The sequence below is a fragment of the Myxococcus sp. RHSTA-1-4 genome, assembly GCF_020037125.1.
Lineage (GTDB): Bacteria > Myxococcota > Myxococcia > Myxococcales > Myxococcaceae > Myxococcus.
The window spans coordinates 116457-142214 of sequence record NZ_JAIQDG010000007.1; the positions used below are offsets into that span (position 1 = coordinate 116457).

Here is a 25758-nt window from a genome sequence, read left to right on the forward strand (position 1 = left end):
AACCCTAACCGTCAACCCGGAGCGCATCGAGCACGCGGGAGTTGAAGTATCGTCAACCCTGGGTTGACAATCCGGGCCCATGGACCTGTTCACGGGTGTCCTCCCGTTCCTGCACGTGGCCGAGGAGCGCAGCTTCCGGAAGGCGGCGGCGCGGCTGGGCGTCACCACGGCGGCGGTGAGCAAGGCGGTGCGGCGGCTGGAGGAAGACCTGGGCGCGCGGCTGCTGGAGCGCACGTCGCGGCAGGTGGCGCTCACCCCGGAGGGCCACGAGTTCCTGGAGCGCGCCCGCGAGGCGGTGGCCCAGGTGCGGGCGGCCCGCGAGACGGTGGCCCAGGCGCAGCGCGCGCCGAAGGGGCCGCTCACCGTGGCGCTGCCGTACATCCTGGCGCAGGTGATGATGCCCCGGCTCGCGCGGCTCCAGGCCCGCTATCCGCAGCTCACGCTGCACGTCCGCCTGGATGATCGCTACAGCCGCATGGTGGACGAGCACATCGACGTGGCCATCCGCGTGGGCGCGCTGGAGGACTCCAGCCTCGTGGCGCGGCGGCTGCTGCACACGCGGTGGGTGACGCTGGCCTCGCCCGCGCACCTCGCGCGGCATGGGACTCCGGCGCGCCCCTCCGAGCTGTCACGGCACCCGTGCCTGAAGTTCGTGGATCCGAAGGGCCTGGCGCGGGACTGGGTGTTCCGCCGCGAGCCGGGAGGTCCTCCGGAGGTGATGCGCCTGCGGCACGTCATGGACGTGAATCACGGCCCCGCGCTGCTGGACCTGGCCGCGGCGGGCGCCGGCATGTGCCAGGTGCTGGACTTCATGCTCGACGAGCGCGCGCGGGACGGGCGGCTGGTGGAGGTGCTGGCGGATCATTCCGCGGAAGGGCCTCCGGTCCACGCGCTGTGCATTCCCGGCCGCCAGTCCGTGCCGCGCGTGCAGGCGCTGCTGCAGCTCCTGTCGGAGGACCTGCGACCCGGGGGCAGAGCGAGCCGGGAACCTTCCAGCGGCCGGTGACGTCCAACAGTTGAAAAGAGGACTGGACCGGGGCGCTACCAGGTGGCGGGCACGCCGTCCTGCTTCGACGTCCCCGGCCGTACCCGTGCCACCGGCGAGGCGCCGGCGGGCACTGCTGACGCGTCGCGGGCCGGCCGCTCTGGTTCCTCTTCCGGCGCGTCGTTGAGCTCCTTGTAGAGGCGGCGGCCGATGAAGACACCGAGCACCAGCGACGCCACGAGCCCCACCGCCGACACCACGGTCATCACCGTGCGGCCCTGTGCGAGCCCGCTGCCGAACTGCGCGGTGAGGAAGGTGCCGGGAATGGTCCCCAGCATGATGCCCGCCATGGAGGGCCACAGCCGCGCGCCGCTTGACGCCGCCGCTACCAGCATTACGTCAGTGGGGAACAACGGATTGATGCAGGACAGAAGCGCGAAGAGGAAGTCGTGGCGCTTCGCGGCCCGCGAGAGCGCGGGGTACTTGCCGCCAGCCAGGCGCTTCATCAACCGCGTGCCCAGCTTTCGCGACACGCCGAACAGCAGCATGGCAGACAGGAAGCTGCCTGTTAGTGAATAGAGGGTCGCTGCGAGCGTCCCGAACATCATCCCGCCCACGGCGGTCAGGAGCTGACCGGGGAGCAGCGTCACCGGGCGGATGGCGAGAAAGGCGATGTACGCGAGGGGGGCCGCCTCACCCAGGGGCTCCAGCACGGCGGCAATGCGCTTCTGGTCGATGAAGTCCGGCCCCAGCAGCCGGAGCATCACCAGCCCTCCCACGGACACCAGCATCGGGGCCAGAACCCGGAGCCATGTCTTCGCCGACCGCGCCACGTCGTGTCTCCCCCGCGGCCCGCACCCGGACGCGCCGCGGGCAGAAGGTGGAGGGCCTATCGGGAATCCGCAATGTGCAGTGGGTTGTTTCCAACAAGATAGCGTCCTGGCGGACATGCCTCCGCCCGGCTCGAATGCTTGGCAGGCGTAATCAAGCGTCTGGAATCATTCGGGTTTTTATGTGGTGTGTCAGGCGCGAACGGCTGGCGGTGTACGGAGCTTGCTTGCATCGGGGCGCTTCCGTCCCAAGGTTTCAGGCAAGGGGCACCGAGGGCGAGGGACGGTGGCAGTCACGAGAGGAGATGGCGAAATGTCGGACAAGGACAACAAGGGCAGCATGACGGTGGCCGAGGCGGGCCGGAAGGGTGGAGAGACCGTCCGGAACGAGCGGGGCCGCGAGTTCTACGAGACCATCGGCCGCAAGGGCGGCGCGACGGTGAAGGCCGAGCGCGGCCGCTCCTTCTACGAGGAGATTGGCCGCAAGGGCGGCGAGACGGTGAAGGCCGAGCGCGGCGCGAAGTTCTACGAGGAGATCGGCAAGAAGGGTGGCGACCGCGTCAAGGCCACCCGCGGGCCGAACTTCTACGAGGAGATTGGCCGCAAGGGCGGGCAGAAGGTGAAGAAGCTCATCGAGGAGGGCAAGCGCGCCGCCCGCGCCGCCATGGCTGCTCCCGCCGCGGAAGGGGCGGAGGAGGGCGCGGCTCCGGCGGTTCCCCCCAGTGAGCCGGCCGGCCAGGGCCAGAACGAGTAGCGTGGCGCCAGGCGCGCGGACCCGGTAAGAGGGGCCGCGTGTACCTGGTCATCACGTTCCTCGAACAGTTGGAAGGGACCGAGCGGGCCATCCGCCGGCTCCGGGAGTTTGGCATTCCGGAGCCGCTGGTGGTGCGCGCCCGGAGCGCGGCGGCTGCGTTGTCCGCCGAGGTGCCCGTGTTCGCGGGCCTTCGCAGCCTGGCGCTCGGCGCGGATGAGGATCGTGTCCTCCTGGTGAGCCTGCTCCCGACAGTGCCCGTCGAGGAGATGGAGCGGCTGATCCAACGGGTGCAGCTGGAGATGGATGCGGACGAACCGCCCATGGGCCGCCTGGTCGCCCTGCCGGTGATTTCCGCGCCCACCCACCGCCGCTCGTGACGCGAGGCACCGGGGCGGTGTAAGCACGCAATGTGCAAGCGCTGCTCGTCTTCCTATCCATCGCGGCGCTGTCGCTGCTCGCCTCCAGCCGCGCGCTGGACGCCGGACGGTTTCCGGCGCTGGCGAGGCTGGCGGCCAGCGGCTTCCTGTTCCTGCTTGTCGGCGTCCTCCTGGGCCCGTCGATGGCGGGGGTGCTCTCCACGCGCAACCTGGAGGGCATGCGCCCGGTGATGGCGCTGGGGCTGGGCACCGCGGGCGTCATCCTGGGCCTCAACCTGGAGCCGCGGCTGCTGCGGCTGCTCCCCCGGCCGGTGTACTCGGCGGCGCTGGCGCACGCGGGCACGGCCTTCTTCTTCGTGGCGCCGGCGCTGGTGGCGCCGCTGCTGCTCACCTCGGGGAGGTCCCTCCAGGCGGCGGTGGGCGCGGCGGCGCTGCTGGGCGCGGCGGCGAGCCTGTCCTCCGGCCACTTCGCGGTGCTGGCGTACCGCTCCGGGAGGATGGACCGCGCGCGGGGGCTGGGAATCGCGCTGCTGACCATGCTGGATGACGCGGTGGGCCTGGGCGTGCTGGCGCTGGCGCTGGTGCTGGGCGCGGCGACCAACGTGGGCGAGGGACTGGGGCTGGTGTGCCTGGCGGTGCTGCTGGGCGTCATGTGCGGGGCGCTGCTGGCCTTCCTCACGCACGCGCTGAAGGACCTGGCGGAGCTGACCACGGTGACGCTCGGCGGGGTGGCGCTGGTGGGAGGCGCGGCGGCGTACCTGCGCGTGTCCGCGCTGCTGGCCGGGGTGGCCTGCGGGGCCACGCTGGCGCTGGTGGGCGGGCGCACGGTGGAGCGGGTGGCGCGCGCGCTGGGAAGGGTGGAGCGCCCCGTGTTCCTGGTGCTGGTGTTCCTGGTGGGCTGCGGCCTCCACGCACGGGACTGGGCGGCGTGGGCGCTGGTGCCGGGCTTCGTGGGGCTGCGCTTCCTGGGCAAGGTGCTGGGCGGGAAGCTGGCGCAGCGGCTGGTGGGCAGCGCGCTGGAGTTGCCCCCCCGGCTGGGCTACGCGCTCGTCGCGCAGGGCGGCCTGGCGCTGTGCCTGGTGGCCGAGTACGGGATGCTGGTTCCGGGCGGACTGTCCCAGCGCGTGCTGGACGTGGTGGTGGTGGGCGCGGTGGTGAATGAGCTGCTCGCGGGCCCGGCCTTCCGCCAGGTGCTGGAGCAGGGGCCCACGCGCGCCACCCAGCCGGCGCCGGGCGTGGGGGTGGCGACATGAAGGGCGCCGTCATCCGGCTGCTGCTGCTGGTGGGGCTGCTGGCCATCATCAGCCGGGCACAGGTGCTGCGCGCGGACGCGGGCACGCCGGTGACGCTGGCGGCGGGCGCGCTGCTGCTGTGCGGCCTCTTCGCGGGCAAGGTGGCCAAGGGGCTGGGGCTGCCCCGGCTCACGGGTTACCTGCTGGTGGGCGTGGCGGTGGGCCCGTACGCGCTGGGCTTCATCCCCAACGCGGGGGTGAAGGGGCTGGAGCTGGTGAAGGGCCTGGCGGTGAGCCTCATCGCCCTGGTGGCGGGCACGGAGCTGCGGTTGGGGCTCATCCGCCGGGTGGGCACGCGGGTGGCGCTCCTGTGCGCGAGCGTCTGCGGGGTGACGTTCCTGGTGTGCTTCGGCGCCACGTTCGCGCTCAAGCCGCTGCTGCCGTTCCTGTCGGCCCTGTCGGTGCCGCAGGCCCTGGCGGTCAGCGCGCTGGTGTCCACGGTGGTGGTGTCGTTCTCGCCCACGGTGACCATCGCCATCGTCCAGGAGACGAGCGCGCGCGGGGCCTTCACCGAGTTCCTCATGGCGCTGGTCATCATCGGCGACCTGTTCGTCATGGTGGCCTTCGCGCTGGCGGCGGGCGTGACGAAGGCGAGCTTCGGCGGCGGGCTGGACGTGACGGGGCTCCTGGGCTCGGTGGGGTGGGAGCTGTTCGGCTCGGTGGGCGTGGGCTGCGTGCTGGCGGTGGTGGTGCTCGTCTACATGCGGGGCGTGAAGCAGGAGCTGCCGCTGTTCCTGGTGGGCCTGTCCTTCGCGGCGGCCGAGGGCGGCTCGCGGCTGCACCTGTCTCCGCTGCTGGTGGCGCTGGCGGCCGGCGCGCTCATCGCCAACCTGGACGAGCACGCGGGAGAGCGCATCCACCAGGCGATTCAACAGGCGGGCCTGCCGGTGTTCGCGCTCTTCTTCGCGGCGGCCGGGGCGGGGCTGAAGCTGGACGCGCTGGTGACGGTGGGGCCGGCGGCGATGCTGCTGGTGGCACTGCGGGGCCTGGCCATCTGGTTCTCGTGCCGGCGCTTCGCGCCCGCGGACGACCCGCGCCTCAAGCAGTTCCTGTGGATGGGGCTCATCTCCCAGGCGGGTGTCACCTTCGGGCTGGCGGCGCTGGTGTCGCGGACGTTCCCCAGCTTCGGACCCCAGGTGGAGGTCCTCATCGTGGCGATGATTACCGCGCACGAGCTGGTGGGCCCGGTGCTCACGCGGCGGGCGCTGGCCGCCAGCGGAGAGATCCGCACGGACGAGGCGGCTGGAACGGCGTAGGCTGGAAGTCGCCGCCCCGGGGGCCGGGCGCGGCAGGGAGACACGGAGACATCATGGCCGCACCCATCCTCGAGGTGGACATGGAGCATCCCTCGCCGCGCCACGTGCAGCGCGCGGTGGAGATACTCGAGCGCGGCGGGGTGCTGGCGTACCCCACGGACACGTACTACGGCCTGGGCTGCGACCTCAGCTCGAAGAAGGGCATCGAGCGGCTGTACCAGCTCAAGCAGCGCGACAAGAAGAAGCCCCTGTCCTTCCTGTGCCCGGACCTGTCGGACGTGGCGAAGTACGCGCACGTGAGCAACTTCGCGTACCGGACGATGAAGGGCCTCACTCCGGGTGCGTTCACCTTCGTGCTGGAGGCGACGCGGCTGGTGCCGGACCTGATGATGACCCGGCAGAAGCAGGTGGGCATCCGCGTCCCGGACGCTCCGTTGGTGCGCGAGATTGCCCGGGCGCTGGGCCGCCCCCTGGTGACCACGTCCGCCACCAACACGGAGGGTGAGCCACTCACGGATGCGAAGGACATCAAGGCCGAGCTGGGACACGGGCTGGACCTCATCCTGGACGGGGGGGTGACCCTCAACGAGCCGTCCACCGTGATTTCACTCATTGGCGATACGCTTGAAATCCTCAGGCAGGGCAAGGGTAGGCTTGCGGACTGAACCTCACGAAGGGGGGCCACCTTGGCACAGGGGGGAACAGAGCCAGGACCCGTGGACGCGCCGGAGCAGGTCCCCGGGCTGTTGAAGCTGCTGCTGTTGTTGCTGTTCCGGCCGGTGGACCTGCACTACCGGCTGCGGGGCGCGGGCATCCGCGTGCCGGGCGGCCGCATCGGTCAGCTCTGGCGTGAGCAGGCGGAGGGCAACCGCGCCGCGGGTGTCTACGTGCGCCGGCTGTTGCTGTTGCTCGTGGTGGGCTCGCCGCTGACGACGGGGCTGATGGGGCTGGCCCTGTTCGGCGCGGGGGTGCCGCTGCGGGGCGGGTGGGGGATGTCGGCGCTTTTCTGCTCGGCGGCGGGGCTGGCGCTGTCCCTGGTGTCGGGGCTGGCGGCGGGGGTGCTGCTGGGCTCGCTGGCCAGCCTGTCCATGCTGGTGGGGTTGCACGCCACGGCCGGGGGCGCCTTCGGTCCCATCGGCGGAGGCGCCGCGGGTGTGGCGGTGGGCGTGTGCCTGGGTGTGGTGACGGGGCTGGCCTCGGGGAGCATCGCGAGCCTCGCCATCGGACGTGGTCCATCGGTGGTGCGCGTGCAGGTGGCGGCCGTCTTCACCAGTGTGATTCCCATGTTCGTGTGGAGCGGCACGGTGAATGTGTCCTTCGCCGGGGCGGTGGCGGCCAGCGCGCTGGTGGCCTTCCTGGTCAGCGCCTTCCGGCTGCCGCTGTACGCGCTGGAGGTGCTGGCCTCGGCGGTGGCGTACGCGGTGGAGCGGTTCACCGGGCGGCCCACGCTGAGCTGGGTGCCGGTGCGCCACCACAACCTCAGCTACCTGCCGCATCCGTTCCTGGGGCGGCACCTGGCGCTGGCGGTGCGCTCGCGGCCGGCGGAGGTGCTGGCCGTGGCGGACGCGTGCCTGCGCTCGCCCGGCAACATCCTGGTGGGGTGGCCCTGGGTGGTCCAGGCGCTGGAGTCGGCCTCGGCCACGGCGGATGGGGGCGCGGCGCCCCGGAGTTGAGCGGTGTGATGGGCTCCGCGGGCCGGAGCTCGGAGCCGGCGCGGGCGGTTGGGGACGCTGAAGGGGGGAGCCGGCTCCACGTCGCGGAGCCTGCAAGCGGGCGGCCGGGACGCTGAGTTGCCTAAGCGCGCGCCTCCGGTACCGTGGCGGCGATGGAAGGGTACCTCGACGCGTTCATCGCCTTCGTCCGCGCGGAGCGTGGGCTCTCCGGCAAGACGGTGGAGGCCTACGCCGCCGACATCAACACGTACTTCGAGGACCTGCGCGCGCGCGGCATCTCGGACGTGACGCGAATCACGCAGGAAGACGTGTCCGCGCACCTGTCCTCGCTGGGCAGGCGGGGCCTGGGCAAGCGCAGCCAGGCGAGGCACCTGGCGGCGCTGCGGGGCTTCCACCGCTTCCTGGTCGCCGAGCGCATGGCCGACAAGGACCCCACGGAGGACCTGGACACGCCGCGCTCCGCGCGCAAGCTGCCTTCGTTCCTCACGCTGGAGGAGGTGGAGCAGCTCCTGGCCGCTCCGGACGAGCGCGGCTCCACGGGCCTGCGGGACAAGGCCATGCTGGAGGTGCTCTACGCCACGGGCCTGCGCGTGAGCGAGCTGTGCGGGCTGGGCATCAACGACGTGCAGCTCACCGCGGGCTACCTGGTGGCGAAGGGCAAGGGCTCCAAGGAGCGCCTCGTGCCGCTGGGGCGCGTGGCCGTGGAGAAGGTGCAGGCGTACCTGGCGGTGTCGCGGCCGGCCCTGCTGGGCAAGCGCCAGTCGAAGGCGCTCTTCGTCACGCCTCGCGGCGCGGGCTTCTCTCGGATGGGGTTCTGGAAGCTGCTCAAGCGCTACGCGCTGAAGGCGGGCATCCGCAAGCCCATTTCGCCGCACAAGCTGCGGCACTCGTTCGCCACGCACCTGGTGGAGCGGGGCGCGGACCTGCGCGCGGTGCAGCAGATGCTCGGCCACGCGGACCTGTCCACCACGCAGATCTACACCCACGTCAACAGCGCCCGCCTGCGCGCCGTCTACGACGAGTTCCACCCGCGCAGCGACGTGTTCGTGCCCAAGCCGAAGAAGCGGAAGACGGGGACCTGACGAGGCAGGGAGGGCGGGGCTTCCCGGGAGGGCTTCCCGGGTCGGGGGGACATGTCAGACCGGGTTGTAGAATGGCTACCCTGTAGGTAGACACCCTGGGGGATTGGGTGCTATTCAGAAGACCTCTGAGGTCTTCAAGGGGAGGCGTGCATGGGACAGGGCAAGGGGAAGAAGCCGGCGACGTATGAGGACATCGAAGCGCTGCCGGTCGGGTGGGTGGGGGAGATCATCGAGGACGAGCTGTATGCGTTCCCCCGGCCGGCATCACCCCATCTCCGCGTGGCGTCTCGGCTGGGGGCACTGCTGGCGATGCGCTTCGAGATGGCCCAGGGCGGACCGGGCGGGTGGTGGTTCTTCGACGAGCCCGAGCTGCACTTCGGACGCAATGTCGTCGTTCCGGATCTGGCCGGCTGGCGTCGTGAGCGGGTACCCGAGCCGCCGAACGCGCCCTGGCTGACAATCGCGCCGGACTGGCTCTGTGAGGTGCTGTCCCCGTCGACCTGGTCCGTGGACGTGCAACGGAAGATGCCGCTGTACCACCGGGAAGGGGTGGAACATGCGTGGATCATCGACCCCGCCCAGCGGACCCTGGAGATCTACCGCCGCGGAACCTATGGGTGGATTCGCGCGGAACTCTACGGAGGGGATGACATCGTGCGCGTGGAGCCCTTCGACGCCATTCCCCTGGATCTGGGCCTCCTGTGGCTGCCGGAAGCCCGGCGCGGGCGGGAAGGTCCGCCCGCGCCCTGAGACGGGCCCTCCGGCTCAGGTCCCCACGCGGACGATGGGCACCCCGAATGGGTCCGTTGTCGTGCGCCGGGGCGCGGAGGCCTCGCTCCCGGGGAGCGGGGCCACGTGGATCAGCCCGGATGCCAGCAGCCGGTGCACCGAGCGCGAGGCCGCCAGCTCACCCATGGCCGCCGTGCGCAGCGCCTGCCGGATGCTCCGGCTGCCCCGCAGCTTCGAGTACAGGTACAGGTCATCCGCCGTCAGGTCCGGCGGGGTGGGGCGCGGAATCGGCTCGAACACGAGCCTCCCGTCCAGCGCGAACAGCTCGTCGCTCAGCGCCAGCGTCAGCCGCACCTCCGCCTCGCGGTACAGCGCGTGCGCCTCCGGCACCGGCCCGCGCTCCAGCACCTGGGCCGCCAGCGCCACCGCGTGGTCGTACTTCCCCGCCTCCAGGCAGTGCTTCACCATGTTGAGCAGCTCCGCCAGCTCCGCGGACTCGCCGAGCTGCGGCCCCTTGGGTTGCCTCGGTGCCAGCGCCCCGCGCCGGTACAGGTGCAGCACCCAGCGCGCGGCGAACAGCGGGGCCTCCTTCGCGCTCGCCAGCATCTCCCCCAGCGTGGCCCCGCCCGCCGCGAGGTCCAGCAGCACGTCCTCCTCCTCGGAGTACGTCTCCACCGCGAACTCGCGGAACACGCGGAACGTGGTGTCCATCCGCGGGAAGATGTCCCGGAACACCGCCCACTCTCGCAGCCGCGACACCGCGTCGCGGTGCAGCGTCGCCAGCGGCAGCTTCAGCCCCACCGCCCGGCGGAAGGGCGCCGGCTCCGGGGTGAACTCCACCTCGCCGGACTCCCAGCTATAGCAGTCGAAGAGTGCCTCGCGGGCCTTGTGCTCCAGCGCCTCCGTCAGCCGCGGCAGCTCCACGAAGCAGCGCTGCACCAGGAAGGTGCCGTAGGGGATGCCTGCTCCCTCCGCCGCCTCGAAGGCCGCCGCCGCCCGGGGCGCGTCCAGGATGCGGAGATTCACCAGGACCTGGGCCAGGTGCTCGCGAGGATCATTCGAGCTCTCGCCCACCAGGCAGCCGTCCTTCACGTGGAAGCACCGCCGGACCGCCCCGCGCTCCACTCGCAACGTTCCCTCCACGCCCTGCGCGGTGAATAGCGGCGGCATCACCATCTGCAGGCGATAGCTGGCGAGACTTCCGTTGAATGACTCCATGCCGATGCGTCCTCCCGAGGTGTGGCTCCACGGAATGGCTGCGCGTGCTCGCAGGTGGTGCTGTCAGGGTAGCGTCCCACCCACCGTCATTCAAACGCAAGTGCCTGAATTTCCTGGGAATTTATGTGCGGGTCGCAAATTTTCAGGGAGGGGCCCCGTCCGCTTCCAGAAGGTGACGGAAGCCAGACGGCCGTAACGGAAGGTTGCAGGGGCGCGGCGGGTGTGCGAACCAACCGCGTCCACCACCCGTCACTCTCGAGTCGGAACCGACATGCGGATTCTCTCAGGCGTGCAGTCGTCCGGAAAGCTGCACATCGGCAACTACTACGGCGCGCTCCGCCAGTTCGTGCACCTCCAGGATGAGGGCGAGGCGTACTACTTCATCGCGAACTACCACGCGCTCACCACCGTGCGGGATCCGAAGCTCGCGCTGGAGCTGACGCGCGATGCCGCCACCGCCTACCTGGCGCTCGGGCTGGATCCGAAGAAGGCCATCCTCTTCCGCCAGAGCGACGTGCGCGAGGTGCTGGAGCTGTACTGGATTCTCGGCACCGTGACGCCCGTGGCGAACCTCGAGCGCGCCCACAGCTACAAGGACAAGATCGCCAAGGGCATCAGCCCCGACTTCGGCCTCTTCGCGTACCCGGTGCTGATGGCCGCCGACATCCTCCTCTACAGCGCGGACTTCGTGCCGGTGGGGAAGGACCAGGTGCAGCACATCGAGTTCGCGCGCGACTGGGCGGTGAAGTTCAACACCCAGTACGTGCCCGGGTACGACCCGGCGGATCCGGACGGCGAGGAGCGCGGCCACGCGCCCGGCATCCTCAAGCTGCCCGCCGCGCGCATCCAGGAGTCCACCGCGGTGGTGCCCGGCATCGACGGACAGAAGATGTCCAAGTCCTACGGGAACACCATCGACCTCTTCGGCGACGAGAAGGAGGTCAAGAAGCGGATCATGTCCATCAAGACGGACTCGACCCCCGTGGAGGCGCCCAAGCCCACGACGGACAGCCCGCTCTACGACTTGCTGAAGCTGATGCTCCCCGAGTCCGAGTTCCACGACGTGGACGCCACCTGGAAGGCGGGCGGGAAGGGCTACGGCGAGTACAAGAAGAAGCTCCTGGAGGCCTACCATGCGACCTTCGGTCCGGCCCGCCAGCGGCACGCCGAGCTGGTGGCCGACCCCGGCGAGCTGGAGCGCATCCTCCAGGACGGCGCCAACCGCGCCCGCGAAGAGGCCGCCCGGTTGATGGACAAGGTGCGCCGAGCGGTGGGCATCCCCTGATGGGGAGCGACTGAACGGGCTTTCACTGCCGATTGTTTGACCCACCTGGAGGGCGCTGCTAAGGAGGTGTGTCCCCCCAAGTCTTGCCCGAGGCCAAGGAAAGTCGGGCCTTTGCGCGATGACCCGCCGTTACACCCACACCTTCGAGGCCAACCCAAGGACCACCGGTGAGTGACGGTCGACGCGCACCGGCCGAGGAGGCCCTTCGTGAAGGGGAGTTGCCCAGGAGCCCGGGCGACTCCTTCCGCGTCGCGCTGCCCAATTTCGAAGGCCCGCTGGACCTGCTGCTCCACCTCATCAAGGAGCACCGGGTCGACATCTTCGACATCCCCCTGGCGCTGATCACCGAGAAGTACCTCGAGCACCTGGAGCGGATGCGGGAGATCAACCTGGACATCGCCGGGGAGTTCCTGGTGATGGCCTCCACGCTGGCCCACCTCAAGAGCCGCATGCTGCTGCCCCGGCAGGATGCCGCGGCGGTGCAGGAGGGGGCGGAAGTCCTGGCGGCGGTGGAGGAGGCGGGAGACCCGCGCGCGGAGCTGGTGCGGCGCCTGCTCGAGTATCAGAAGTACAAGGACGCCGCCGAGCAGCTCGCCACGCAGGACCTGCTCGGCCGCGACGTCTTCACCCGCAACGTGCCGGTGGAGGCGGTGCCCATCCCCGAGGACGAGGTGGGGCTCCAGGAGTTCAGCGTCCTCAAGCTGGTGGAGTCGCTGGACCGGGTGCTGGAGCGGTTGCAGCCCAAGCTGCAACACGAGGTGGTGCGCGAGCGGGTGACGCTGTCCGAGGCCATCCTCCGCATCGTCGAGCGCCTGCGGCCCCAGGGACAGGTGCTCTTCGAGAGCCTGTTCTCCGAGGAGGAGACGCCCACCCGGCAGGAGGTGGTCATCACCTTCCTGGCCATCCTGGAGATGGTGAAGCGGCGTCTCATCCGCGTCGTCCAGGACGAGCCGCTCGGACCCATCCTGCTCCTACCCAACGGGGACGCGCTGGAGAAGCTGCTTCCCACGGAGGTCGACGACAGTGACTACCGGTAGCAACGGACCGCAGGACGAGACTCCCGCTCCGGGTACGCCCGGAGGCCCCGGCCCGTTCTCCGAGGACGAAATCGCGGCCGTCACCGGCCCCGGCCCGGCGGACGAGCTGGACGAGGTGGAGGCCGCCGCCATCGAGGAGGACTCGGACGAGGCCGTTCCGGACCTTCAGTCCTCCTTCGAGAAGCTCGTCGCCAAGAGCCGGAAGCTGTCGCCGGACCGCATCCGCACCGTCATCGAGAGCGTGCTCTTCGTGGCCGAGCGGCCCCTGTCGGTGGACGAGCTGTACATGGCCACCGGCATCGAGCGGGAGCTCATCGCCGAGGCCCTCAACCAGCTCTCCGGCATCCACCGCGACGGCATCAGCGGCATCGTCCTCTTCGAGGTGGCCGGCGGATGGCAGTTCCGGACGGACCCGCACTCGGGCGAGTATGTGCGGCGCTACCTCCGCGTGAAGCCGCAGCGGCTCACCCGCGCGGCGGTGGAGACGCTGGCCATCATTGCCTACCGGCAGCCGGTGACACGGCCGGAAATCGAGGATATCCGCGGGGTGGACTGCGGAGCGGTCATCAAGGCGTTGATGGACAGGAAGCTGGTGAAGATTCTCGGCAAGCGCGAGGAGGTGGGGCGCCCCATCCTCTATGGCACTACGCGCGAGTTCCTGGAGTTCTTCGCCCTGAAGGACCTGTCGGCCCTGCCCACGCTGCGGGAGTTCCATGAGCTGACGCAGGAGCACCGGGAGATTGTAGAGAAGGAAGCGCAGCCGGCGCCGAAGGCGGAGGGGACGGTGGACACCCTCTCGGACCCCGGCTTCACGAAGCGGATGGAGAAGAGCGCGGCGGCCAGCGAGGCCGCCCTTGAGGAGCTGGAAGAGGCCATGGAGGCCGCCGACCGGACACAGAAGGTCGCATCCAGCGTCCTGGACACGCCCCCGAAGCCCGAGAAGGGCGAAGAGGGGCCCAAGCCCGAGTGACGGGCAAGACGGAAGAAGGCAAGGATGGCTGCCGAACGACTACAGAAGTATCTGGCCCGCGCGGGAGTGGCTTCGCGCCGGCACGCAGAAGAGCTCATCACCGCGGGCCGTGTGACGGTGAACAACGAGACGGTGACGGAGCTGGGCAGCCGGGTGGAGCCGGGCAAGGACCTGGTCGCGGTGGACGGGCAGCTCGTCTCGCCTCCGGAAGAGTCCTCGTACTTCGTGCTCTACAAGCCGATTGGCGTCGTGACGACGCTGTCGGATCCGCAGGGCCGGCCCACCGTGGCCAACTACGTGGAGGAGACCGGCAAGCGCCTGTTCCCCGTGGGACGGCTGGACTACGACGCCGAGGGCGCACTGCTCTTCACGGACGACGGTGCGCTGGCGCACAAGCTGACACACCCCAGCTTCCAGGTGCCGCGCATGTACCTGGCCAAGGTGAAGGGCGTGCCGGACGCGGCCACGCTGGACAAGCTGCGCGGGGGCGTGCGGCTCGAGGACGGCATGGCCACCCCGCTGTCGGTGGACGTGTTCGAGGCGGCCGAGAAGAACACGTGGCTGAAGATCGTCGTGGCGGAAGGGCGGCCGCACCTCATCAAGCGGCTGTGCGCCGCGGTGGGGCACCCGGTGGTGCGCCTGTTCCGGCCGGCGTACGCGGGCGTCGGCGTGGAGGGCATGCGGCCCGGAGACCTGCGCTCACTGAAGAAGGCCGAGGTGGAGCTGCTGAACGCGGTGGCCGAGGGCCGGTCGCAGCCTCCGGCCGTGGAGCTGAAGCTGCCTCCGCGGCGGCACGGGCGCGCGGCGCCGGGCTTCGACGGCGAGGAGGCTGAGCTGTCGATGGATGATGAGGCGCCCGAGGTGCCCGAGAGCACCGGGCGCAGGGCGGCTCGCGCGATGGACGCGCGTCCCGAGAAGCGTGAGCGCAAGCCGGCCGCCGAGGGTGGTGGCACGGGCATGGCGCGGTTCGGCCGCGCGCGCGGGGCCGAGGCGGGTCGTCCGCAGCGCCGCGAGTGGGGCGCTGGCGGAGACGAGGCCCCTCGCGGCCGGGGCGCGGGGCGTCCGGAGCGCAAGGCCTGGGGCGAGGGCGGTGCGCCTCGTGGCCGTGGTGCCGCGGGTCGTCCGGAGCGCAAGGAGTGGAGCGCGGGCGGCGCTGGCCGTCCGGAGCGCAAGGCCTGGGGCGCGGGCGGAGACGAGGGTGGTGCGCCTCGTGGCCGTGGCGCGGGCCGTCCGGAGCGCAAGGAGTGGAGCGCGGGCCGAGACGAGGGTGCGCCTCGTGGCGGTGGCGCGGGCCGCCCGGAGCGTGGTGGTGAGGAGCGGCCCCGGGCTCGAGGCTTCGGCGCGGGCCGCGCGGAGCGTGGCGGCGAGGAGCGGCCCCGGGCTCGTGGCTTCGGTGCCGGTGGCGCGGGCCGCCCGGAGCGCGGCGGCGAGGAGCGGCCCCGGGCCCGTGGCTTCGGCGCCGGTGGCGCGGGCCGCCCGGAGCGTCGCGAGTGGAGCGCGGGCGGTGGTGCCAGCGGCGCGCCCCGAGGCGAAGGCCGTCCGATGCGCAAGACGTGGGGCGCGGGCGGCGATGAGGGCGGTGCGCCTCGTGGCCGTGGTGCCGCGGGGCGTCCGGAGCGCAAGGAGTGGAGCGCGGGCGGCGCCGGCCGTCCGGAGCGCAAGGCCTGGGGCGCGGGCGGAGACGAGGGCGGTGCGCCTCGTGGCCGTGGCGCGGGCCGCGCGGAGCGTGGCGGTGAGGAGCGGCCCCGGGCTCGTGGCTTCGGCGCTGGTGGCGCGGGCCGCGCGGAGCGTGGTGGTGAGGAGCGGCCTCGGGCCCGTGACTTCGGCGCGGGCCGCGCGGAGCGTGGCGGTGAGGAGCGGCCCCGGGCTCGTGGCTTCGGTGCCGGTGGCGCGGGCCGCCCGGAGCGCGGCGGCGAGGAGCGGCCCCGGGCCCGTGGCTTCGGCGCCGGTGGCGCGGGCCGCCCGGAGCGTCGCGAGTGGAGCGCGGGCGGTGGTGCCAGCGGCGCGCCCCGAGGCGAAGGCCGTCCGATGCGCAAGACGTGGGGCGGTGGTGACGAAGGCCGTGCGCCCCGCGGCGCGGGCCGTCCGGAGCGCCGGGAGTCCGGCGCCCGGGGTGAGGGCCGCCCGGCCTTCGGCGGAGGCGCCGGGGCTCGGGGGGCAGGCGGACGTCCCGAGCGCCGTTCCTGGAGCCCGACCGACGAGCGCGGCAACCCCAGTGAGCGCATCGTCCGCGCCGGGGCCCGCCGTGGCCCCCCGTCCGAGGGGGAAGGCGGCGAGAAGTCCGGCGGCTTCCAGGACTGGAGCAAGAAGAAGGAGCGGGGCGTCACGCCGCGCTGGAGCAGCGGGCCTCCCCGGGGTGGTGCTGGCCGACCCCCTCCGAGGGGTCCGCGCCGGCCGCGCTGACGGCCCTACATGGCGGATTGGGGGCGGAGGGGCTCGTTGATATACCGGAGAACGATGCGAACCGGCGCGCGCCCCTTCCTCCTCATCATGGCCCTGGTCCTCGGCTGCAACGGCAGCCGGGACCAGCTCCTCGCCGACCTCCAGAGTCCCCGCCCGGAGGTCCGCGCGCTCGCCGTGAAGAAGCTGGCCGGGCAGGGCAACGCGGACGACCTCGTCCTCTTCACCCGCGCGGCCAAGGACCTGGCCGCCATCGTCCGCGCCGAGGCCGCCGTGGCGCTCGGTGAGAGTCAGGACCCCCGCGTGGTGGACCTGCTCGGCGAGCTGCTGGAAGACCCCGTCGAGGACGTGCAGGCGCGCGCCGCCATGGCACTCTCGAAGGTGAAGAACGACAAGGCCAAGGCGTACCTCACGCTCCAGTACGGCCGCCGCGGCCGCGCCACTCGGCAGGTCATCGTCCAGGCCCTGAAGAGCGCGAACGTCAACGGCGCGATGTCGGAGGTCGTGGCCGCCGAGGCCAAGGCGCAGTGGGACCGCAACCTCCTGGCCCTCACCGAGGGCGAGCTGCCCGAGCGCGTGGGCGCCGCCGAGGCGCTGGGCAAGAGCGGGCGTCCGGACGCGGTGAACCGGCTGCTGCCGCTGGTGCGTGACAGCCAGGTCATCCTCGCCGCCGCGGCGGTGCGGGGCCTGGGCGACGCGGGCGACAAGCGCGCGGTGGGGGAAATCGCCCTGCTGCTGGACGAGAGCTTCCCCGAGCTGCGCGAGTCCGCGATCATCGCGCTGACGAAGCTGCGGGACCCGGCCGTCGCGCCGCGCCTGCAGGCGGTGGCGATGGAGAAGAGCGCGGTGAGCCCACTGGCCATCGACGCCATCCTGTCCTTCCCCCGCACGCCCCAGACGGATGCCGCGCTGTGCGCCATCGTGATGGAGGGCGCTCCCGCCGAGGCGCTGGCCGCGGCCCAGGGCATGCGCTCGCGCGGTGGCTGTCCGGTGGACCCCATTGGTGAGCGGCTCGCGCGTCCCGCGACGGCGGCCAGCGGACTCCAGGCGGTGGTGGGCCTGGGGCCCTCGGCACAGCCCCTGCTGGGCAAGGTGACGCCGTGGCTCAACCAGCCCGACGCGTCGCTGCGGATGCTCGCGGTGGAGGCCGTGGCGGCCATGGGCGACGCCTCCGTGCTGCCCGCCCTGCAGAAGCTGTACGAGCAGGAGGTGAAGGGCCTGGAGGCGCTGCGCGCCGACTGGGTGACGCAGCCGCTGCCGGAGCGCTACGGCCCCGGTTTCGACCCGTCCTCCACGCCTCCCCCCGCCCATGGCCACGCGCACGCCGGGGGGGAGGACAAGGCCGCGAAGCACGCACAGCTCCTCGAGCGGGTGAGGGCGCTCAACGCGGCCCGCGCACGAGAGGCGGGCCGGACGGTGGTGCAGCCGCGCATGCCCACCGAGCTTCACGACGACGTGGAGCCGGAGCGGCTGCAGCCGCTGGCCACGCTGCTGCGGGCCCTGGGCACGCTGAAGGCCCCGGGCGCGCTGGAGCTGCTCAAGGGGTACGCCCAGGATTCGAGCGCCACCCTGCGCCTCGCGGCCCTGGTGGGGCTGGCTCGGCTGGGGCCGGAGGGCGTGGAGGTGGCCAAGGCGGGGCTCCTCGAGCCCGAGCGCGACGTGCAGAAGTCGCTGGCGCAGGCGCTGGCGGAGGCGGGTGACGCGGGCCAGGCCGCGCTGGTGGAGATGCTGCCGAAGATGGGCAGCGAGAAGCTGCTGGTGCTGGATGCGCTCATGCGGAGTCCGGGCGTGCCGGCCTCGGCGTCCGCGCCGCTGCGGGCGGTGGTGAGTGAGGGTGGGCCGGAGGCCGCGCTCGCGGCGTCGCTGCTCGGCCGGATGGGGGCGAAGGACGCGGTGCTCACGCTCATCAAGGCGCTGGATGAGCCGAACAGCGTCGCGCGGCGGGACGTGCTGCTGGCGCTGGGGGCCATCGGCGACCCGCAGGCCGCCGAGGTGGTGGCGAGGGACCTGTACCACGACCTGCCGGAGATTCGCGCCGCCGCGGCCTCGGCGCTGAAGAAGATTGGCACCCCCGCGCAGGCCGAGGCGCTGGATGCGCTCAAGGGGGACTACTTCCGCACCGTCCGCGAGTCGGCGGGCGCGGCGCTGACGAAGGACGGCACCGCCGCCGAGGGGGCCCGGTAATGGAGCTGCGCAAGCTCAAGGACAAGGCCACGGAAGCCTTCACCAAGGGCCGCTTCTCCAAAGCCGCGGAGCTCTACGAGGAATACTGCCGGGCCGACCCGAAGGACCACCAGTCGCGCCTGCGCACGGGGGACGCGTGGGCCAAGGCCGGTCAGCGCGAGCGCGCCGTCGCCGCGTACCAGGCCGCCGCCGAGGGCTTCGCGAAGGAGGGCTTCCTTCCGCGCGCCATCGCCGCGAGCAAGCTGATCCTCGAGCTGGACCCCGCGCATCGCGGCGTGCAGCAGATGCTCGCGGACCTGTACGCGCGCCGGGCGGCGCCCGCGGGCGCGAAGGCGCGAGGCCCCATGGGCAGCGTGCTGTCGACGCCGGCGCCCACCGCCGAGCCCGCGGCGAAGTCGCGCCTGCCCGAGGAAGTCCGGGCGGCCGTGGCGGAGATCGACCTGGACGTCGAGGTGGACGGCCCGGCGGCTCCCGAGTCCCTGGAAGCCGGTGGCGCGCCGGCGGAGTTGTCGCTGGATACGTCCGCGGGCACGGAGGAAGTGGTCGTCCACTCCGTGCGCGTCGGGTTGGAGGGGACGGAAGGGGCGCGCTCCCGAAGCGCGGAGGTCTCGCTGGATGTCGAGGTGGCCGACGAGCCGATCCTCGTGGGCGAGCCCGTCGAGGAAGCCCAGGAGACGGAGCCGGTGGTGGTCGGCCAGGAGCTGGCTCCCGAGCCGATGGACTCCGGGCCCCTGGCGGCTCCTGTCGTCACCGGACCGGCTGAGAGTCCGGCCGTGGCCGCTGCTCCACCGGCGCCCGCGAGCGCGCCGGCCCCCGCGGTGTCCGCCCGTCCCGCGACCAGCTCGCTGCCTCCGGGGCTCGCGCCACGCTCTTCCCAGCGGGTGTCCGGGCCAGCGGCACCGCGGCAGCCCGCGAGCCCCTTGCCCGTGGCGCCACCACCCCCGGCCGCGAAGGACCCCATCAGCAGGAAGTGGACGGCGCTCGCGTCGCCCATCGCGGATCCGGCCGTCCAGGGCTCCGGCCCCGCGAGTCCTCCGGCGCCCGTGGCCGCCGAGGCCCCTCCCGCCGCCGCGCCCCCGGGCCTCCGCCCGCGCCGAGCCGAGCCGCAGGCCCCCGCGGGCGCCACCGCGCTCCCGTTCCCCGAGCTGTCTCCGGGCCTCGGGGTGTCACTCCGGGCGGCGGCGGGGCCTTCGTCCTTCACGGAGCTGGAGCTGGAGGCCGACTCGCTGCTGCACGCGGTGGAGCTGGCGGCCCAGGCCGGCGTGAGCCAGCGCGCCGCCATGTCCGTCCCCGCGAGCGTGGAGGGCGAGGAAGAGGTCTACAGCCTCACGGAGGAGGTCGGCCCCGAGGGGCGCTCGCTGGACGACCTGCCCACCGTTCCGCTGTTCTCGGACCTGCCGCGCGACGCGTTCATCGAGCTGTTCGAGCGCTGCCCGCTGCGCCGCTTCGGTCCGGGCGAGCGCATCATCGAGCAGGGCACCCGGGGCGACGCCTTCTACGTCATCTGCGAGGGCTCCGTCCGCGTCTTCCGCACGGACGGGGGCCAGCGCCAGGACCTCGCCACGCTGGAGGGCGGCGCCTGCTTCGGTGAGATGGCGCTGCTGTCCGGCGCGCCGCGCACGGCCTCCGTCGAGGGCGCGTCGGAGGACACGCAGCTCCTGGAGATCTCCGCGCCGGTGCTCGCCGAGCTGTCGCGCCGCTACCCGCTGGTGGCCCAGGCCCTCAAGAAGTTCGTCCGGCAGCGCATGCTGACGAACGTGATGAACACCTCGGCGCTGTTCCGGCCCTTCAACCGGAAGGACCGGCGCACGCTGGTGGAGCGCTTCCGCGCGCGCGACGTCGAGCGCGACGCCGTCATCATCCGCGACGGAGACGCGACGGACGGCCTCTATGTCGTCCTCTCCGGCGAGGTGGAGGTGCGCAAGGATGGCCTCCTGCTGACGCGGCTGAAGGAGGGCGACCTGTTCGGCGAAATCTCGCTGCTCCAGAAGACGCCCGCCACCGCGACGGTGACGGCCACGCGGCACACCACGCTGCTGCGGCTGCCGCGCGAGGACTTCGACCTGCTCATCTCCAGCCACCCGCAGATCCTGGTGCTCATCTCCGAGCTGAGCGATGAGCGCCTGCTCCGCACCCAGAGGGTGCTGGGCGCCGCGGCCTCCGGGATGCCGCCGGAAGGCGACGAGGACCTCATCCTGGTGTGAGGCGCTCCGGCGTCACCGGACCTTCGCGAGGTAGTCGTCGCGAGTCACCAGGCCACGCGTCTCCAGCAGCTCCAGCATCGCGCGCAGCGAGCGTGCCTGCTGCGCGACCATGCCCTCCAGCCGGGCCACCTGCTGGCCGAGGTCCTCCACGCGCTGGAGCAGCTCGCTCTCACGCGGCCCCGGCGCCACGGCCGCGGCCGCGCGGTTGACGGTGGGGGCGGGCTCCGGCGCCGACGGCGGTGCCAGCTCGAAGGTGGGCTCGTCCATGCCGAACGTGAGCGGGGTGGCGGTGGGGGAGGTGACCTCCCCGTGGTAGTGGCGGCGGATGGCGCGCTCGATGGAGGACGCGGCCGCGACGACCACCTGGATGCGCTGTCCGGTGTGGAAGGCCAGCTCCTGGAGGGACTCCACGTTGGTGGGGTCCGACGTGGCCACGGTCAGCAGCTTGTTGCCCGGGTCGGCGGCGGTGGGGAAGACGGTGTAGCGCTCGGCGATGTCCGCCCGGAGCGCCTGGAGGGCCACCGGCGAGGGCGTGTGTGCGTCCAGGTCCACCGTGGGGATGGCGAGCTGGCGCGAGAGGGCATGGACCATGGAGCTCTCGTCCACGAAGCCCATCTGCACCAGGGTGAGTCCCAGCCGACCGCCCCACTTGCGCTGCTCGGCGAGCGCGGAGCGCAGCTGCGTCTCCGTCAGCAGTCCGGCGTCCATGAGGATTTCCCCCAGCCGGCGCTTGCGGCCAGGGAGGGAAACAGGGGGCGGGGTAGGCGAGCGGCTCACGGCCCGGCAGCATAGCAGCGGACCGTTTGGGGGGCGCCCGACGAGCCCATGGTACGGCCGGGTAGGAGCATGAAGGCGCGACTTGGGGTACAACTGCGGGTGAATGACACGAAGCCTTCTTCCGGTACTCGTGCTGGCGCTCACCGCCGGCTGTGCGTCTCAGCGGCTGGCGGGCGCGGACCTGGACCGCGTGCGGCGGCCGGCGTTCATCTCCCGCATCGAAGAGGGGGCGGGGCCCAAGAGCCTCGTGTTCCGCGACGACTCCGCCTATGTCGCCAAGCTCAAGAAGCTGGAGCCGGTGGAGGCCGACCGGCGGCTCACCGTGAAGCTGCAGCAGGCGGTGACGCGCTTCGAGATTTCCGAGCGGTTGCGGGTGAATACGCTGACACAGCTCCCCCAGGAACACCCGTGGACGCGCGTGGTGGATCCGGCCCGGGTGGCCTCGGTGCTGGAGAGCTTCCTCGTCGAGGAGGTGCCCGCCAACGCTCCGGACTACGACCTGATGACGCCACTGGGCGCGGATACCGTCGTCGAGTTCGTCGTCCAGGAGTACGGCATGCGCAGCAAGGACGGCCGCGCCGGGGCCTACGTGCGGGGGTACGGACGCATGTTCACGCTGGATGGGCGCTCGGAGGTATGGCGCCGCCCGTTCGAAGTGGACCAGGTATCCGCGGGCGCCGCGCACCTGGATCCGTTCAAGGTGGGCAAGAACCCGGGCCTGTTCCGCGAGGCGATGACGGCGATGCTGGACGAGGTGGCGGTGGTCTTCGTGAAGGACCTGACGCCGAAGGACAGGCGGGGCGGCCCACCGCTGCCCGACATGTCCACCACGGCCGCGCCGGACACCGTGCCCGGCGCCGCGGGCCAGAATCGGCCCGCGCCTCCGAAGCCGCCCGAGCAGGAGCTGCCCGCGGGCGAGCTGCCGGACCCGGACCCGGAATAGCCGCCGTCAGAAGAGCGCGTGCTCCGCGAGGAGCACCGCCAGCCCCACGGCGAAGCTGACCAGCGTGACGGGCAGCCCCACGCGGAGGTAGCCGAGGAAGGTCATGTTCACCTTCCCGCGCGCGGCCTCGAAGACGATGAGGTTGGCCACGCTGCCCACCAGGGTGAGGTTGCCGGCGAGCGTGGAGCCCAGCGCGAGCACGTGCCAGCCCAGCTCCACGTCCTGCAGCGTGGGCACCCACGTGCGCGCGAGCATGACGAAGGGCACGTTGCTGAAGAGGTTGGACGCCACGAGCGTCAGCCCCGCGAAGCCGAGCGTCTCGCGCCAGGGCGGGCCGGCCATGAGGGGACTGAACAGCTCGCGGATGTCCTCCGCCCAGCCGTGCTTGTTCACGCCGTAGACCACCACGAAGAGGCTGGCGAAGAAGAGGAGCAGCACCCAGTCCACGCGCTCCAGTGCCTCGCGCGGCTCGCGGCGGGACAGGGCCATGACGAGGGCCGCGCCGGCCAGGGCGCTCCAGCTCATGGGAAGCCCGGCGAAGAAGGCCGCCACCACGCCCACCAGCACGGCCAGGGTGAGCCATAGCAGCCCACGGTCCATGGGAGGCGGTGGCGGGTGCGCCTCGAAGCGCTTCGCGGGCAGGTCGTACCGGAAGATGTAGAGCAGGGCGCCGGTGACGATGGCGGTGGAGAGCAGGGCGGGCAGGGCCATGTACGCGGCGAAGCTGGCGTAGGACAGGCCGGAGGCGCCCTGGATGAGCATGTTCTGCGGGTTGCCGGTGAAGGTGGCCACCGAGCCGCTGTTGCTGCCCATGCACACCGCGAGCAGGTAGGGCACGGGCGGCAGGCGCGCGTCTTCCACCGTGGCGAGCACCAGGGGCGTGAGCATCAGGCACACGGTGTCGTTGACGAGGAAGGCGGACAGCACCGCGGAGATGAAGGTGACGGCCACCAGCAGCAGCCGGGGCGTGTGGGCCTTGCGCACGGCCCAGGCGCCCGCGGTGCGGAAGAAGGCCGCCTGGGACAGGTACGCCGCCAGCAGCATCATCCCCAGCAGCAGGATGATGGTGTCCCCATCGATGGCATGCCGGGCGGGATTCTCGCTGTGGTTGAAGACCTCGGCGGGGGTGACGACGCCGAGCACCACCATGAGCACGGCGCCCAGCAGCGCGCCGCCGGGTCGGTCCAGCCTCAGGAACGGAAGGCGGGCCCCGGCGATGAAGACGTAGGTGAACAGGAAGATGGCGAGGGCCACGGGGGTGGCACCGTAGCCGAGTGCGGGCGTCCGCGCCGCAAGCGCGTTGTCCGGCCGGGTATACGCCTGTACAGTGCCCGCCCCATGAAGCCTGAGAAGGAAGCGGACGCCTTCGGTGGTCCCCGGCGCACCCCCTGGAACGCCCCTCGGGGGTTGGACGCCGTCCTCCAGGGGTGGCGCTCGGACCGGCAGCTCTCGTCCTCCTTCGTGCTCGACGAGGTGACGCCCGCCCGCGCCGGCTCCTTCGCGCCCATTCCGGAGGAAGTCGCTCCCCAGGTGCGCGAGGCCCTCCAGAAGCGCGGCATCGAGCAGCTCTTCTCCCACCAGGCGGAGGCCTACCGCCTCGCCCGCGCCGGGCAGAGCCTGGTCATCGCCACGCCCACCGCCTCCGGCAAGAGCCTCTGCTACAACCTGCCGCTGCTGGACCGCTTCGCCCGCGAGCCGCAGGCCCGCGCCCTGTACCTGTTCCCCACCAAGGCGCTGTCTCGGGACCAGGAGGAGTCGCTCCGCGCGCTGATGCGCGAGGCGGGCCTGTCCCACGGCGCCATCACCTTCGACGGGGACACCCCGGCGGACGCGCGCCGGGCCGCTCGCGAGCGCAGCGGTGTGCTGCTCACCAACCCGGACATGCTGCACACCGGCATCCTCCCGCACCACGCGAGCTGGGCGCGCCTGTTCTCCAACCTCCGCTACGTCGTCATCGACGAGCTGCACACGTACCGGGGCGTCTTCGGCTCGCACCTCGCCAACGTGCTGCGCCGCCTCCAGCGTGTGGCGCGCTTCCATGGCGCGGACCCGGTGTTCGTCGCGGCGTCGGCCACCATCGGGAATCCCCAGGCGCACGCGAAGCGGATGCTCGGGCGCGAGGTGGCGCTGGTCTCCGAGAGCGGCGCCCCGTCCGGCGAGCGCCGCGTCATGGTCTTCAACCCGCCCGTGGTGAACGCGGAGCTGGGCATCCGCGCCAGCTACCTCAAGACGGCGGTGCGCCTGACGGCGGACCTGGTGCGCGCGGGCGTGTCCACGCTGCTCTTCGGCCAGTCGCGCAACAACATCGAGGTGATGCTCAAGTACCTCCGCGACCGCTTCGTCGAGGAGAAGCTGGACCCGGCCCTCATCCAGGGCTACCGCGGCGGCTACCTGCCGGGAACGCGCCGCGCCACGGAGGCGGCGCTGCGCGCGGGGGAGGTGCGCTGCGTGGTGGCCACCAACGCGCTGGAGCTGGGCATCGACATCGGCTCGCTGGACGCGGTGGTGTGCGCGGGCTACCCGGGCTCCGTGGCCGCGCTGATGCAGCGCTTCGGCCGGGCGGGGCGGCGCGGAGCGGGGAGCCTGGCGCTGCTGGTGACGTCGAGCGCGCCGCTGGACCAGTACCTCGCGGCGGACCCGCGCTTCCTCGTCGGCGCGCCCGTGGAGCACGCGCGCATCGACCCGGACAACGTGGAGATCCTCGTCCAGCACCTCAAGTGCGCCTCGTTCGAGCTGCCGTTCGAGGAGGGCGAGCCCTTCGGGGACGTGCCGCCCGAGTCCACGGCGGAGGCGCTCGGCTTCCTCGCGCAGCATGAGGTGGTGCACCCCACGGTGGGTGAGTCGGGCCGCCGCGTCTTCCACTGGTCCACGGATGCGTACCCCGCCAACCACGTGTCGCTGCGCAGCGTGGGCTGGGACAACGTGGTCATCATCGAGCGGGGCACGGACCGGACGCTGGCGGAGATGGACTTCCGCTCGGCGCACACGATGCTGCACGAGCAGGCCATCTACCAGCACGAGGGCGAGCAGTACCAGGTCGAGAAGTTCGACTACGAGAACCACAAGGCCTTCGTCCGCAAGGTGGCGCCGGACTACTTCACCGACGCGATGACGTACGTGCGCGTGCACGTCATCCAGGAGGACCAGGGCGCGCCCATGGGGCCGGACCTCCAGGCGGGCATGGGCGAGGTGTCCGTCATCGAGAAGGTGGTGGGCTACAAGAAGATCAAGTTCCACACGCACGAGAACGTGGGCTACGGCGACGTGGCGCTGCCGGAGATGCAGATGCACACCACGTCGCTCTGGCTGACGGTGCCGGAGTCCGTGGTGCGCTCGATGCGCGCGCCCCGGCCGGCGGTCATCGACGCGCTGCGCGGAGTGGCCACGGCGCTGCGCACCGTGGCGTGCGTGGGGCTGATGATCGACCCGAGGGACGTGGGCAAGACGCTCGGGAGCCGCGACGACGCCGAGGGGCCGCCGCGCAAGGACGGGGGCGTGGGCTTCGACCCGACCCTCTTCCTCTACGACAACGTGCCCGGCGGGGTGGGGCTGGCCGCGCGCCTGTACGACCAGCGTGACGAACTGCTGCTCCGCGCGCGCCGGCTGCTGGAGTCGTGTGCGTGTGAGGACGGATGCCCGGCCTGCATCGGCCCGGCGGCGGGCGCGACGCCCGGGAGCGCGCCGGTGGAGCCGTACCCGCGCAAGCGGCTGGGGCTGGAGTTGCTGTCCGCGCTGGGCGTCGCGGGAATGCAGTAGCGCGGA

The 25758-nt window shown here is 72.0% G+C and carries 21 protein-coding genes; 17 read left to right on the forward strand and 4 right to left on the reverse strand.

The annotated features are described in order from the left end of the window. Positions 1-79 precede the first annotated feature (79 nt). Positions 80-1006, forward strand: a complete 927-nt coding sequence (locus K8638_RS12580; RefSeq protein ID WP_223754728.1) for a LysR family transcriptional regulator — start codon at positions 80-82, stop codon at positions 1004-1006. A 35-nt stretch (positions 1007-1041) separates the two neighbouring features. On the opposite strand, the gene K8638_RS12585 is transcribed toward K8638_RS12580, so the two are convergent. Continuing rightward, positions 1042-1818, reverse strand: a complete 777-nt coding sequence (locus tag K8638_RS12585; protein WP_223754729.1) for a VTT domain-containing protein — start codon at positions 1816-1818, stop codon at positions 1042-1044. A 310-nt stretch (positions 1819-2128) separates the two neighbouring features. Between K8638_RS12585 and K8638_RS12590 the strand changes: the two genes are divergently transcribed. From K8638_RS12590 to K8638_RS12625, 8 genes are all read left to right on the forward strand, one after another. Next, entirely contained in the window at positions 2129-2569 is a 441-nt protein-coding gene (locus K8638_RS12590) for a general stress protein (RefSeq protein ID WP_223754730.1), read from the forward strand. Between the two features lie 38 nt (positions 2570-2607). Then, complete coding sequence (locus K8638_RS12595) at positions 2608-2946, forward strand: hypothetical protein (RefSeq protein ID WP_223754731.1); 339 nt, start codon at positions 2608-2610, stop codon at positions 2944-2946. 32 nt (positions 2947-2978) lie between these two features. Beyond that, the gene (locus K8638_RS12600) at positions 2979-4199 is read left to right on the forward strand and encodes a sodium:proton exchanger (protein ID WP_223754732.1); all 1221 of its coding nucleotides are present in this window, start codon (positions 2979-2981) and stop codon (positions 4197-4199) included. Further along, positions 4196-5494: a cation:proton antiporter gene (locus K8638_RS12605; protein WP_223754733.1), complete on the forward strand. Its 1299-nt coding sequence runs from the start codon at positions 4196-4198 to the stop codon at positions 5492-5494. The genes K8638_RS12600 and K8638_RS12605 overlap by 4 nt, the downstream gene beginning before the upstream one ends. A gap of 53 nt (positions 5495-5547) precedes the next feature. Further along, entirely contained in the window at positions 5548-6159 is a 612-nt protein-coding gene (locus tag K8638_RS12610) for an L-threonylcarbamoyladenylate synthase (RefSeq protein WP_223754734.1), read from the forward strand. A gap of 51 nt (positions 6160-6210) precedes the next feature. Further along, positions 6211-7167, forward strand: a complete 957-nt coding sequence (locus tag K8638_RS12615) for a hypothetical protein (RefSeq protein ID WP_223754735.1) — start codon at positions 6211-6213, stop codon at positions 7165-7167. A gap of 152 nt (positions 7168-7319) precedes the next feature. Continuing rightward, entirely contained in the window at positions 7320-8249 is a 930-nt protein-coding gene (gene xerD / locus K8638_RS12620) for a site-specific tyrosine recombinase XerD (RefSeq protein ID WP_223754736.1), read from the forward strand. Between the two features lie 150 nt (positions 8250-8399). Continuing rightward, a complete protein-coding gene (locus K8638_RS12625; protein WP_223754737.1) occupies positions 8400-8999 on the forward strand; it encodes a Uma2 family endonuclease in 600 nt (199 codons plus the stop codon). Between the two features lie 15 nt (positions 9000-9014). Here the strand turns inward: K8638_RS12625 and K8638_RS12630 are convergent, their stop codons facing one another. After that, complete coding sequence (locus K8638_RS12630) at positions 9015-10196, reverse strand: DUF4388 domain-containing protein (protein ID WP_223754738.1); 1182 nt, start codon at positions 10194-10196, stop codon at positions 9015-9017. Positions 10197-10467: 271 nt separating this feature from the next. Here K8638_RS12630 and trpS point away from each other — a divergent pair, with 271 nt between their 5' ends. The 6 genes from trpS to K8638_RS12660 all read left to right on the forward strand — a co-directional run bounded on the left by trpS (position 10468) and on the right by K8638_RS12660 (position 20276). Next, a complete protein-coding gene (gene trpS, locus K8638_RS12635; protein WP_223754739.1) occupies positions 10468-11481 on the forward strand; it encodes a tryptophan--tRNA ligase in 1014 nt (337 codons plus the stop codon). A 167-nt stretch (positions 11482-11648) separates the two neighbouring features. Then, a complete protein-coding gene (locus K8638_RS12640) occupies positions 11649-12518 on the forward strand; it encodes a segregation/condensation protein A (protein WP_223754740.1) in 870 nt (289 codons plus the stop codon). Then, on the forward strand, positions 12505-13488 hold the full coding sequence (scpB, locus tag K8638_RS12645) for an SMC-Scp complex subunit ScpB (protein WP_223754741.1): 984 nt from the start codon (positions 12505-12507) through the stop codon (positions 13486-13488). The genes K8638_RS12640 and scpB overlap by 14 nt, the downstream gene beginning before the upstream one ends. 24 nt (positions 13489-13512) lie before the next feature. Further along, the gene (locus K8638_RS12650) at positions 13513-15891 is read left to right on the forward strand and encodes a pseudouridine synthase (protein ID WP_223754742.1); all 2379 of its coding nucleotides are present in this window, start codon (positions 13513-13515) and stop codon (positions 15889-15891) included. A 54-nt stretch (positions 15892-15945) separates the two neighbouring features. After that, positions 15946-18072: a HEAT repeat domain-containing protein gene (locus K8638_RS12655; protein WP_223754743.1), complete on the forward strand. Its 2127-nt coding sequence runs from the start codon at positions 15946-15948 to the stop codon at positions 18070-18072. Then, complete coding sequence (locus K8638_RS12660; RefSeq protein WP_223754744.1) at positions 18072-20276, forward strand: cyclic nucleotide-binding domain-containing protein; 2205 nt, start codon at positions 18072-18074, stop codon at positions 20274-20276. The genes K8638_RS12655 and K8638_RS12660 overlap by 1 nt, the downstream gene beginning before the upstream one ends. A 12-nt stretch (positions 20277-20288) precedes the next feature. On the opposite strand, the gene K8638_RS12665 is transcribed toward K8638_RS12660, so the two are convergent. Continuing rightward, positions 20289-20984, reverse strand: a complete 696-nt coding sequence (locus K8638_RS12665) for a general secretion pathway protein GspE (RefSeq protein WP_223754745.1) — start codon at positions 20982-20984, stop codon at positions 20289-20291. A 172-nt stretch (positions 20985-21156) separates the two neighbouring features. Between K8638_RS12665 and K8638_RS12670 the strand changes: the two genes are divergently transcribed. Then, a complete protein-coding gene (locus tag K8638_RS12670; RefSeq protein ID WP_223754746.1) occupies positions 21157-21996 on the forward strand; it encodes a hypothetical protein in 840 nt (279 codons plus the stop codon). Between the two features lie 6 nt (positions 21997-22002). Here the strand turns inward: K8638_RS12670 and K8638_RS12675 are convergent, their stop codons facing one another. After that, positions 22003-23250 carry an SLC13 family permease gene (locus tag K8638_RS12675; RefSeq protein ID WP_223754747.1) on the reverse strand — a complete coding sequence of 416 codons (1248 nt, stop codon included), beginning with the start codon at positions 23248-23250 and terminating at the stop codon, positions 22003-22005. A gap of 84 nt (positions 23251-23334) precedes the next feature. Here K8638_RS12675 and K8638_RS12680 point away from each other — a divergent pair, with 84 nt between their 5' ends. Further along, the gene (locus K8638_RS12680) at positions 23335-25752 is read left to right on the forward strand and encodes a DEAD/DEAH box helicase (protein WP_223754748.1); all 2418 of its coding nucleotides are present in this window, start codon (positions 23335-23337) and stop codon (positions 25750-25752) included. The last annotated feature ends 6 nt before the right edge of the window (positions 25753-25758 follow it).